Below are 11,549 nucleotides of genomic sequence, written 5' to 3' on the forward strand. Positions count from 1 at the left end.
GGTCCATACGGGCCTTCTTGTCGGGCCCGTACGGATCTTCCCCTCCCGACACGTCCCGCACATCCGGACAGTCGAAGCCGCCATCCGGGACACTTTGCGCATTTGAACTCGATTCACACGAACTCGATTCTGCGCCCCCCGGGGAAAGGACGCGATGCCATGCCGGAGACCGCATCCACCACCCGGGCCCCGGCCGCCCTCCTCCCGTCACTCGCTCCCCTGCTCCATGAATGGCTGCCCCGGCAGCGCTGGTTCGCGGGCAAGGGCCGCCGGGTCATCGGATTCACGCTGGAAGCGGCCACCGAGCTGCTGCCGCTGGACGGCGCGGGACCCGGGCTGCTGCACCTCCTCGTACGGGTGGAACAGCCGGGCCGCCCGGCCGGCACACCCGCCGACTGCTACCAACTGCTCCTGGGCGTAAGGACCCAGCTGCCGCCCCGTCTCGCCCCCGCCCTGATCGGGCGGATCCGGCAGGGGCCGCTGGCCGGCCGGGCGGTCTACGAAGGGCTGCGCGATCCGCGGCTCGCCGGGCTGCTCTACGAACGGCTGCGCACACCGGGCCGGATCGGTCCGCTCGGCTTCCACCGCACCGTCGAACTACCGCCCTCGCTCGCGCCCCGGATGCTGGACGCCGAGCAGTCCAACTCCTCCATCGTGTACGGCGATACGTACATCCTGAAGATCTTCCGCCGGGTCAGCCCCGGCGCCAACCCCGATCTGGAGCTGCCGCTCGCACTCGCGCGGGCGGGCTGTTCCCGGGTACCGGCGCCGGTGGCCTGGTTCGAGTCGGGGGCCAGCACCCTCGGTGTCCTCCAGCCGTACCTCCGGGACTCCCGGGACGGCTGGCGACTCGCCCTCGACGCCCTCGCGGACGGGCGGGAGTTCACCGAGGAGGCACACGCCCTGGGCCGGGCCACGGCCGAGGTGCACCTCGCGCTGGCGACCGCGCTGCCGACCGAGCGGCTGCGCCGCACGGAGACGGAGCATCTGGCCGGGGAGATGGACCAGCGGCTGCACGCGGCCGCGCAGGCCGTACCGGCGCTGCTCCCGTACGTCCCCGGTCTGCGCGCCGTCTTCGCGGCGGCGGGCGGCGCCGTCGGCTCCGGTCTGCTCCAGCGGGTCCACGGCGATCTGCACCTCGGACAGACGCTGCGGGCGGCGGACGACGGCGGCTGGACGGTGATCGACTTCGAGGGGGAGCCCGCGAAGCCGCTCGCCGAGCGGTGCCGCCCGCAGCCGGCGGTCCGCGACGTCGCGGGGATGCTCCGCTCCTTCGACTACGCGGCGCGCACGCACCGCCCGTGGAACGCCGAGTGGGCGGCCCGCTGCCGCGCGGCCTACTGCACCGGCTACGCCGAGGCGTCGGGCACGGACCCGCGCACGGACCCGGCGCTGCTGCGGGCGTACGAGACGGACAAGGCGGTCTACGAGGTCGTCTACGAGGCCCGCCACCGCCCGGACTGGCTCCCGGTGCCCATGTCCGCGATCGAACGCCTGGCGGGAGCGGAGTGACACCCGCCACCCCCGTTGCGGGCAGTCGTTCCGCCGGGCTGGGGGCACCCCCAGCCCTGGGGAACGCCTGCCCACGACCCAGGCGCATGAGTGGGTGCGGGCAGAAGCCCGCCGACGCGCGCGCGGCGCGCGCGGAGCCCATTCGGCGGAGTGTCCTGTGCGGGGCCCGCGCCGTTGCGGTTGCGTGGGAACCGGCGCATTTCCCCACCCCATCCTTCGACCCCCCTTGCAGGAGGCATCCCCGTGACCGCCCGATCCGCTCGCAAGACGGCAGTGCCCCCGGCGAAGACACCCGCGCCCCGGGCGGCCCAGGATCCCGTACGGAAGGTGAAGAAGGCGCCGCCACTCGACGCGGGGGACCGGGCACGGCTGCTCGCTGGGGAGCACCACGACCCGCATGCCCACCTCGGCGCCCACCCCGTCCGCGGCGGCATCGCGATCCGGGTCCTGCGCCCGTACGCCCGCGAGGTCGCCGTCCTCGCCAAGGGGAAGCGCACCACCCTGCACGACGAGGGAGACGGCTTCTTCTCCGGCGTCCTTCCGCTGCTGCGCAAGGTCCCCGAGTACGAGCTGCGCGTCCGCTACGACGGCGACGAGCTCGCCGTGCAGGACCCGTACCGCTTCCTGCCCTCCCTGGGCGACCTCGACCTCCATCTCATCGGCGAGGGCCGCCACGAGGAGCTGTGGCAGGCGCTCGGGTCGCGGATCATCACCCATCAGGGGGTGACCGGCACCCGCTTCACCGTCTGGGCCCCCAACGCCCGCGGTGTCCGCGTCACCGGCGGCTTCAACCACTGGGACGGCACCGGCCTGCCGATGCGCTCCCTCGGCGCGACCGGCGTCTGGGAGCTGTTCGTGCCGGGCATCGGCGAGGGCGAGGTCTACAAGTACGACATCACCCGCCCCGACGGCTCCCACACGCTGCGCGCCGACCCGATGGCCCGCCGCACCGAATGCCCGCCGAACACCGCCTCGATCGTCACCGAGTCGCACCACGAGTGGAGCGACGCGGAGTGGATGGGGAGCCGGGGCGCCCGCCCGCACCACGAGGCGCCGCTCTCCGTCTACGAGGTCCACCTGCCCTCCTGGCGGCCGGGACTGACGTACCGGCAGCTCGCCGAGCAGCTGCCCCCCTACGTCCGCGACCTCGGCTTCACGCACGTGGAGTTCATGGCCGTCGCCGAGCACCCCTTCAGCGGCTCGTGGGGCTACCAGGTCACCGGCTTCTACGCGCCCACCTCCCGCATGGGTACGCCCGACGACTTCAAGCATCTGGTCGACGCCCTGCACCGGGCCGGGATCGGCGTCCTGATGGACTGGGTGCCCGCGCACTTCCCGCGCGACGACTGGGCGCTGGCGGAGTTCGACGGCCGGCCGCTGTACGAGCACGAGGACCCGCGCCGTTCCGCGCACCCCGACTGGGGAACGCTGGAGTTCGACTACGGCCGCAAGGAGGTACGGAACTTCCTGGTCGCCAACGCGGTCTACTGGTGCGAGGAGTTCCACCTCGACGGCCTGCGGGTGGACGCGGTCGCCTCGATGCTCTACCTCGACTACTCGCGCGAGCACGGCGAGTGGCTGCCGAACGAGTTCGGCGGGCGGGAGAACCTCGACGCGGTCGCCTTCCTCCAGGAGATGAACGCGACGGTGTACCGGCGCTGCCCGGGGATCATCACCTTCGCCGAGGAGTCGACGGCCTGGGACGGGGTCACCCGGGCGACGGACCAGCTCGGCCCCGGCGGCTTCGGCGGCCTGGGCTTCGGCATGAAGTGGAACATGGGCTGGATGCACGACTCCCTCGGCTACGTCGGGAAGGAGCCGGTGCACCGCAAGTACCACCACAACGAGATGACCTTCTCGATGGTGTACGCGTACAGCGAGAACTACATCCTGCCGATCTCGCACGACGAGGTCGTCCACGGCAAGCAGGCCCTGGTCTCGAAGATGCCCGGCGACTGGTGGCAGCAGCGCGCCAACCACCGGGCGTACCTCGGCTTCATGTGGTCCCACCCCGGCAAGCAACTCCTCTTCATGGGGCAGGAGTTCGCCCAGGGCGCGGAGTGGTCCGCCGAGCACGGCCCCGACTGGTGGCTGCTCGACCCGTCGTACGGCGCGGAGCCGGACCACCGGGGCGTACGGGACCTGGTGCGCGATCTGAACACGGTGTACGGACGGACCCCGGCGCTCTGGGAGCGGGACACCTCCCCCGAGGGCTTCCAGTGGGTGGTCGGCGACGCCGCCGAGGACAACGTCTTCGCGTTCCTCCGCTACGACGCCGAAGGCTCGCCGCTGCTCGCGGTCTGCAACTTCTCCCCCGTCGTCCGGCACGACTTCCGGCTCGGCGTCCCGGACACCTGCGCGGCCTGGGCGGAGGTCCTGAACACGGACGACCCGCGGTACGGCGGCGGCGGCGTGGCGAACACCGACCCGGTGAAAACCGAGTCGGTGCCCTCCCACGGCCGTTCGGCGAGCGTGCGGATGACGCTGCCGCCGCTGGCGACGGTCTGGCTCAGGCCCGCCTGAGCCGGACCGGCCCGGCTCAGACCTGCCTGATCACGCCCAGGCGCTGAGTGGCCCGGGTCAGCGCCACGTACAGGTCGTTCACACCGTGCGTGGCGCGGGCCCGGATGCCGTCCGGGTCGACGACCAGTACCGTGTCGAACTCCAGCCCCTTGGCCTGGCGCGGATCGAGGAGGACCACCGGCCGGGTGAGGTCGGGGACCGGTCCGTACGAGGCGTCCGGCAGCGCGGCCGTGAGGGCCGGATGCAGCTCCGGCGGGGCGATCACCGCGAGCCGGCCCTCGCCGCGGAGCTCGGCGGCGACCGCGTCGGCGGTCTCCTTCACGGGGTCCTCCACGGTCCGCTGCCAGGGCTCGACCCCGGTGGAGCGGACCGAGCGCGGTGGCTCGAACCCCGGGTCGGCCTCCCGTCGCACCTCTGCCGCGACCGCCATGATCTCGGCGGGGGTGCGGTAGTTGACGCCGAGCCGTACGAGCTCCCAGCGGTCCTCCACGTACGGCGTGAGGATGTCCTGCCACGAGCCGACGCCCGCCGCGTCACCGGTCTGGGCCGGGTCGCCGACCAGGGTCATCGACCGGGTCGGGCTGCGGCGCATCAGCAGCCGCCAGGCCATCGCGGAGAGCTCCTGCGCCTCGTCGACGATGATGTGGCCGAAGGCCCAGGTGCGGTCGGCGGCGGCGCGCTCGGCGGCGCTGCGGTGGTCGGCCTCCTCGTGCCGCTCGGCGAACCGCTCGGCGTCGATGATGTCGTGGGCCGAGAGGACCTCGGCGGCGTCCTTGTCCAGCTCCTCCTTGTCCTCGAACTCGTAGGTGCGCGAGGCGTACGAGACGTCGAGGACGCCCTGGGCGTACTGGATCTGCTTCTCCCGCTCCGCCTCGGCCGCCGCCCGGGCGGCCGAGTCGTCCTCGCCGAGGAGCTCGGCGGCCTCGTCGAGGAGCGGGACGTCGGCGGGGGTCCAGGGGCCGGTCTCGCGCCGGATCGCCGCCGCGTCCTCCTCGGTGAGGTGGGTCGGCTCGGCGAGGTAGTCGGCGAGGAAGGACTCGGGGGTGAGAGGCGGCCAGAGGGTGTCGATGGCGGCGTGGACATCGGCGCTCGCCGCGACGGACTTGGCCAGCAGGGCGATGTCGTCGGGGCCGAGGAAGTTGGGGCCGCCGTAGGGGTCGGCGCCGATGCGGTCGGCGAGCTGTTCGGCGAGCGCGTCGAGGAGGTGGAAGACGAAGTAGGGCCGGGCCAGATTGTGCGGCAGACGCGTCTCACGGGCCTTGTGGCGCGCTTCGAGAGCCATGTCCCAGTCGATGATCAGGTCGCCGTCGTCGTGCGGCACGACGAGCGGCTCACCCCGCTCGGGGACCTGCTGCCGGTCCCGTACGGCCCGGTCGAGGGCCTCGGCCATGGCGGCGGCGCCCTTGACGGCGGCGGCGCGGGGCGTGTCCGTACCGGTGGCACGGACGCCGGGGAAGAGTTCGCCGGGGGTGGCGAGCAGGACGCCGGTCTCGCCGAGGGAGGGCAGGACGTTGCCGATGTAGCCGAGGAAGGCCGGGTTGGGGCCGACGATGAGGACGGCGCGCCGGGCGAGCTGCTCGCGGTGCGCGAAGAGGAGGTACGCGGCGCGGTGCAGGGCCACGGCGGTCTTGCCGGTGCCGGGGCCGCCCTCGACGACGAGGACGCCGCGGTGCGGGGAGCGGATGATCCGGTCCTGCTCGGCCTGGATGGTCTGCACGATGTCGTGCATCCGTCCGGTGCGGGCGGCGTCGAGCGAGGCGAGCAGGACCTCGTCGGCGTCCCGGTTCTCGTGCCCGGTGCGGGTCGCGTCCGCGAGGTCGAGCACCTCGTCGTGGAGGGCGGTGACGTCGCGGCCCTGGGTGGTGATGTGCCGGCGGCGGCTGAGCCCCATGGGCTCGTACCCGGTGGCGAGGTAGAAGGGGCGGGCGGCCTCGGCGCGCCAGTCGACGACGAGGGGCGTACGGTCCGGGTCGTCCTCACGGATGCCGATGCGGCCGATGTGGTGGTCACGCCCGTCCCGGAAGACGAGGCGTCCGAAACAGAGCCCGCTCTCCCCCGCGTTGAAGGCGGCGAGCAGCCCGGACCGCTCGGCGACCATCACGTCCCGCTCCAGCCGGCCCTGGTTGCCGACCCACGGCGCCTTGAGTGCCTGGCCGACATCGGCCTCGGCCCGGTCCCTCAGGTCGTCGAGTCGTGCGTAGAGCTCTGTGATGAATTGCTGCTCATTCCGAAATTCTTCGGTTGACAATTCGACTCCCGGCGCGATACAGTGCGTTTATTGAACTTCTCCGCGTCTTTTGTTGTGCGCAGACACGGAATCCATGAATATACGCGAGAAACAGCCCCGACTGCAATTCTAGTCGGGGTATTTTCATGTCTCATGGGGAGAGACGAAGCCCGCGAACTGCTGATCTCGCACGGCGCGGACACACGAGACCACCCGGGCGGCACGCTGCTCGCCCACCTGGACCGGGTCGAGGCCCGGCTGGCCTCCTGGGGCGCACGGGAGGAACTCCGGCTCGCCGGCCTGTGCCACGCCTTCTACGGCACGGACGGCTTCGCCGAACACCTGCTGCCGCTGGAACGCCGCGACGTCCTCGCGGCCGCCATCGGCGCGGAGGCCGAGGAGATCGTGTACGCCTACGCCGGCTGCGACCGGGAATTCTCGTACCCGGGGATGGAGCGCGAGGACGGACTCTTCCGGAACCGCTTCACCGGCGAGACCTTCGCACCGACGAGCCGACAGCGGGCGGACCTCGCGGAACTGACGGCCGCGAACGAACTGGACGTGCTGCGGGAGAACCAGGAGCTGTGGGCCCGGTACGGCGGCCCGCTGCTGAGACTCTTCACCCGCTGGCGGGACCTGCTCACCGAACCCGCCCTCGCGGCGGCCCAGAAGCTGCTGACCCTGGAGGGCGCGGAGCGTGAGGCGTTCCTGCGCGGGCTGGAGCGCGGCGAGGTCCGCACCGGCGTCGTCTCCCGGATCGAACGATTCGGGGCCTTCGTCGAACTGGGCGGCCTGGACGGCCTGATCAACGTCGCCGAACTGTCCTGGAGCCCCTTCGACGCCATCTCGGACGTGGTGCGGGAGGGCCAGGAGGTGACCGTCGAGGTCCTCGACATCGACATGGACCGCGAGAGGATCGCGCTCTCGCTCAAGGCGCTGGAGCCCGATCCGATGACCGCGTTCGCCCGCGCCGGGTTCACCGGCGCCCGCACCGGGAGGGTCACGAAGATCGTCCCCTTCGGGGCCTTCGTCCGGGTGGCCCCGGGTATCGAGGGGCTGCTCCACGAGAACGACCTCGGCGGCCTCACCCCACGCGAGGGGGACGAGCTGACCGTGGAGGTCACCTCCGTCAACCTCCTCAGGCGCCGAGTGCGACTCGGACTGCCGGGACAGGCCCGCTCCACGGCTCGGGGGTCGGGACAGGCCGACACGGCCCGGACGTCGGGATAAGCCGGTGCGGCCTGCGGGCGGAGCCGCTACCGTCGTCCGTATGAAGCGTGCCGCGGTCATCACGACGACGCCGGAGAGTGTCCCGGCGCGCTGACCGCTGTCCATACGTCACGAAGCCCCGGGGCCGAGCGCCCCGGGGCTTCGTCGTCCCCGGCCGCTCGCCCCCCGGCGAGCACCCCAGGAGGACGCCATGCACCACGACCACCGCAGGCTCGGCCGCGAGCTGGACCTGTTCGACACCGACCCGCTCATCGGGGCCGGTCTGCCCTACTGGCTGCCCGCCGGAGCGGTCGTACGGCATTCCCTGGAGGAGTACGTCCGGGAGGTGGAGCGGCGGGCCGGGTACCGGCACGTGTACTCGCCCGTCCTCGGCAAACGGGAGCTGTACGAGATCTCCGGGCACTGGTCCCACTACAGCGACGACATGTTCCCGCCCATGGATCTCGGCGGCGAGCAGGTCGTCCTGCGGCCGAGCCTCTGCCCGCACCACGCGGTGATCTACCGCTCCCGCGCGCACAGCTACCGCGAACTGCCCCTGCGGATGGCCGAACTCGGCGGCATGTACCGCTCCGAACTCTCCGGTGTGCTCGGCGGGTTGACCCGGGTCCGGGCCATCCAGCTGAACGACGCCCACATCTTCTGCACCCTCGACCAGGTCGCGGAGGAGGCCGCGGCGGCCCTGGAGCTGATCCGGCGGGCGTACGCGGCGATGGGCATCGCACCGGCCCGGTACCGGCTCTCGCTCCCCGGGCCCGGCGGCAAGTACGTCGCCGCACCCGAGCTGTGGGAACGGTCCACCGCGCTCCTGCGCGACGTGCTCGACGCCTCCGGGATCGCGTACGAGGCCGCCGAGGGCGAGGCCGCGTTCTACGGGCCGAAGATCGACGTGCAGGTCGCCGACGGAGCGGGGCGGGAGTCGACCCTGTCGACCGTGCAGATCGACTTCCACCAGCCCGAACGCTTCGGACTGCACTACATCGGGGCCGACGGCGCCAAGCACCGGCCGGTCATGATCCACCGCAGCGTCGTCGGCAGCGTGGAACGGGCCGTCGCCCACCTCCTCGACCACCACGGGGGCGCCTTCCCGGCCTGGCTCGCCCCCGTCCAACTGACCGTCCTGCCCCTCTCCGACTCCCAGCTGCCGGCCGCCGACGCGCTGGCCGCCCGGTGCACCGAACGCGGCCTGCGGGCCGAGGTCGTGGGCCCGGAGCGCGGCACCCTGGGCGCCCGCATCCGGGAGGCACGCCTCGTCCCGTACCAGGCGGTCGTGGGCGCGAAGGAGGCGGCCGACGGCCTCGTGGCACCGCGCCTGCGAGACGGCCGCCGCCTCGACGCACTGCCCTCGGACGAGTTCCTCGACCGGATGGAGCACCTCGTCCGCGCGCACAGCACCGAGCTGTGGGACGGGGTGTAGACGGTTCGGACGGGCGCGGAGGGCCGAGCTGTGGGACGAGCCGGGGACGGTTCGGGCGTTCGCGGCCCTACACGAGCACGTCCTCCAGCTCCGCCAGGAGCCGGCGCTTCGGGCGGGCACCCACCAGCGACTTCACGGGTTCGCCCGCCCGGAACACCATCAGCGTCGGCGTCGCGAGGACTCCGTACCGCGCCGGGGTCTCCGGGTTCCTGTCCACGTCCAGCTGGACGATCCTCAGCCGGTCCGCCTCCTCCTCGGCGACCGCGCCGAGCACCGGGCCGAGCTGGCGGCAGGGCCCGCACCAGTCCGCGGTGAACTTCACCAGGACCGGCAGCTCCGCGCCGAGGACCTCGGCGTCGAAATCGGCGTCCGTCACCTCGGTGACACCATCTGTCCGGATCATTCCGTCATCCTCCGAGTTCACAGGTGGGTTCCGGGCCGCCGGGCAGTTCCGCCTCGGCCCTCAGCAGCTGCGCGGCGACCTGGGCGCGCACCGCCTGCAGCTGCTCGACGAGTCCGTCCAGCTCCGCGAGCTTGCGCCGGTACACGTCGAGCGAGGCGGGACAGGCGTCCCCCGCCGGGTGCCCCGCCCGCAGGCAGTCGACGAACGGCCGGGTCTCCTCCAGCTCGAACCCGAAGTCCTGCAGGGTCCTGATCTGCTGGAGGAGCCGCAGGTCGTCCTCGTCGTAGGTGCGGTAGCCGTTCTCCGCCCGCCGGGCGGCCAGAAGGCCCCGGGACTCGTAGTAGCGCAGAGTCCGCGTGGTGGTTCCGGCCCGCTCGGCCAGCTCGCCGATTCGCATGGACCGAAACGTAAGCCTTGACGCCGACGTCAAGGCAAGCGGCCGGAATCGACGAGGTGCCCCGGTTGGGGGGTGGGGTGAGGTGAGGTGAGGTCGAGTCGGAGCTGAAGGTGGGACGTGGGGTGGGGTCTTGGGCGGAGCGGGGTCGCGGGCTTCTGGCTCGGCCGCCCTCTCTCCGAGTGTGGCGCCCTCCGCCGGGCCCTCAAGGGCGCTCCTCCGTCGCGTCGGCTCCGCCGATTCCGCTTCGCTCCACCCTTGACCGCCCGGCTCCGGCCGCCTTTTCACACTCGGAGGGCGGCCCGGGGCGTGGCCACGCGGAAACGCCCGGGAGCGGTGCCGCTCGGCCCGGCGACTGCGGGTGTGTGGGTGGTGTTGCGCGGCAGTGGAATGGGGCGGTGACGGCACCGGCTCAGCGTGCTGAGCCGGGTGCGTGGCCGGGACTCATGCCCCGCTGGTCACTCCCGGTGGGGGGTGGGGTGGTTCGATCGCGATGGGTCCCTTTCTCTCCACGACTCGCCGTCATCCGGCCCAAGGAGGCGGATCGCGCTGAAGTTACCGCGAGTAGTGGAGAGTTGCGGTCGCCAGCTGTCGGCTCCACATCGATGGAGGGCGGGGAAGGGCGGCGCAGCGAGTTCGGCGACGAGATCGCCGACCGGGGCTGGGCCCCGCTCGAAGGCGTACACCGCCGGCGGACCGTCGGCGCCCGGGCGACCCCGCCCACCGCCCGTGAGTGACGAGCGCGGCATTCCCCCTGCCGCCCCTCCCGAGTGACCGGCGGAGCAGGCGCGTCCCTGCCACCCACCCCGAGAGACCAGCGAGGCATTCACCTCCCTGCCACCCACCCCGAGTGACCAGCGGGGCATGAGGCCCAGCCGCTCACTCGCCTCGGCACGCTGAGCCGGTGCCGTCACCGCCCCATTCAACTGCCGCGCACCACCCGCACACCCGCAGGCGCCGATCTCCGGGCCAGTCCAGGGGAGTTGTCGCGTGGCCACGCCCCCCGGCCGCCCTCCGAGTGTGAAAAGGCGACCGGAGGCGGTGGGTCAAGGGTGGAGCGGAGCGGAATCGGCGGAGCCGACGCGACGGAGGAGCGCCCTTGACGCACCGCCTCCGGTCGCCACACTCGGAACGAGGGCGGCCGAGCCAGGAACTCGCCTGACCGCCCACACCAAGACCCTCAGAGACCAGAGACCCGAGACCCCCCAAAGCCAGGAGCCCCGAACCCCCAGCCCCGAGAGCCCCGAGAGCCCCGGCAAACCCCCGTCGCCTATCCGCTCGTGCCGACGGCGCCCGGAGGTGGCAGGGGTTTGCGGTCCACCGGGGACGACAGGACGATCGAGGTCGTCGTCCGGCCCAGCGCCGAAACCTGTTCCAGGATCTCTTCGAGGTGGATCGTGTCGGTGACGGCGACCTTGAGGATCCAGCAGTCCTCGCCCACCACGTGGTGGACCTCGCGGATCTCGGGACGCGCGGTGAGTTCGAGGGTCCGGGGGTGCTTGAGGGTGTAGCCGCCGTGCGGGTTGACGCGGATGAACGCCTGGATGCCGTAGCCGAGCCGGGACGGGGAGACGTGGGCTCCGTATCCGGTGATCGCCCCGGACGCCTCCAGGCGGCGGACCCGCTCGGTGACGGCCGCGGGACTCAGGCGGACGCGCCGGCCGAGTTCGCTGAGCTTGATGCGGCCGTCGGTCTGGACGAGCTCCAGGATCTGCCGGTCGATGGGGTCGAAGCCGGCTCCCGACGTTTCGTCGGCGGCGGAGCGCAGATGCCGTGGTTCCTTCGGTGCGGCGGCCGGAACTCCCATGATTCCCCCTTCAGACGGCGCGCGCACAACGTAACACTT

At 72.3% G+C, this 11,549-nt stretch carries 9 protein-coding genes; 5 read left to right on the forward strand and 4 right to left on the reverse strand.

What is annotated here, in order from left to right:
* Nucleotides 1-159 precede the first annotated feature (159 nt).
* Together AB0D99_RS08260 and glgB are read left to right on the forward strand one after the other, a co-directional pair.
* Complete coding sequence (locus AB0D99_RS08260) at nt 160-1,512, forward strand: phosphotransferase (RefSeq protein ID WP_362358205.1); 1,353 nt, start codon at nt 160-162, stop codon at nt 1,510-1,512.
* Between the two features lie 273 nt (nt 1,513-1,785).
* Nucleotides 1,786-4,035 (forward strand): 1,4-alpha-glucan branching enzyme, encoded by a 2,250-nt coding sequence (gene glgB / locus AB0D99_RS08265; RefSeq protein WP_362358375.1) that lies wholly within the window; start codon nt 1,786-1,788, stop codon nt 4,033-4,035.
* Nucleotides 4,036-4,051: 16 nt separating this feature from the next.
* Here glgB and AB0D99_RS08270 read toward each other — a convergent pair whose 3' ends face one another.
* Nucleotides 4,052-6,283: an ATP-binding domain-containing protein gene (locus tag AB0D99_RS08270; protein WP_362358206.1), complete on the reverse strand. Its 2,232-nt coding sequence runs from the start codon at nt 6,281-6,283 to the stop codon at nt 4,052-4,054.
* A 132-nt stretch (nt 6,284-6,415) separates the two neighbouring features.
* Here AB0D99_RS08270 and AB0D99_RS08275 point away from each other — a divergent pair, with 132 nt between their 5' ends.
* Nucleotides 6,416-7,492 carry a DUF6817 domain-containing protein gene (locus AB0D99_RS08275; protein WP_362358207.1) on the forward strand — a complete coding sequence of 359 codons (1,077 nt, stop codon included), beginning with the start codon at nt 6,416-6,418 and terminating at the stop codon, nt 7,490-7,492.
* Nucleotides 7,493-7,595: 103 nt separating this feature from the next.
* Nucleotides 7,596-8,906: a threonine--tRNA ligase gene (gene thrS / locus AB0D99_RS08280; RefSeq protein WP_362358376.1), complete on the forward strand. Its 1,311-nt coding sequence runs from the start codon at nt 7,596-7,598 to the stop codon at nt 8,904-8,906.
* 67 nt (nt 8,907-8,973) lie between these two features.
* On the opposite strand, the gene AB0D99_RS08285 is transcribed toward thrS, so the two are convergent.
* On the reverse strand, nt 8,974-9,309 hold the full coding sequence (locus tag AB0D99_RS08285; protein ID WP_362358208.1) for a thioredoxin domain-containing protein: 336 nt from the start codon (nt 9,307-9,309) through the stop codon (nt 8,974-8,976).
* A gap of 4 nt (nt 9,310-9,313) precedes the next feature.
* On the reverse strand, nt 9,314-9,706 hold the full coding sequence (locus tag AB0D99_RS08290; protein WP_362358209.1) for a MerR family transcriptional regulator: 393 nt from the start codon (nt 9,704-9,706) through the stop codon (nt 9,314-9,316).
* A 602-nt stretch (nt 9,707-10,308) separates the two neighbouring features.
* On the opposite strand from AB0D99_RS08290, the gene AB0D99_RS08295 reads away from it, so the two are divergent.
* Complete coding sequence (locus AB0D99_RS08295; protein ID WP_362358210.1) at nt 10,309-10,440, forward strand: hypothetical protein; 132 nt, start codon at nt 10,309-10,311, stop codon at nt 10,438-10,440.
* 533 nt (nt 10,441-10,973) lie between these two features.
* On the opposite strand, the gene AB0D99_RS08300 is transcribed toward AB0D99_RS08295, so the two are convergent.
* Nucleotides 10,974-11,510, reverse strand: coding sequence for an Lrp/AsnC family transcriptional regulator (locus tag AB0D99_RS08300; protein WP_362358211.1), 537 nt, complete (start codon nt 11,508-11,510; stop codon nt 10,974-10,976).
* Nucleotides 11,511-11,549: the final 39 nt, after the last annotated feature.

The sequence above is a fragment of the Streptomyces sp. NPDC047971 genome (assembly GCF_040653355.1).
In the GTDB taxonomy this organism is placed as follows: domain Bacteria; phylum Actinomycetota; class Actinomycetes; order Streptomycetales; family Streptomycetaceae; genus Streptomyces.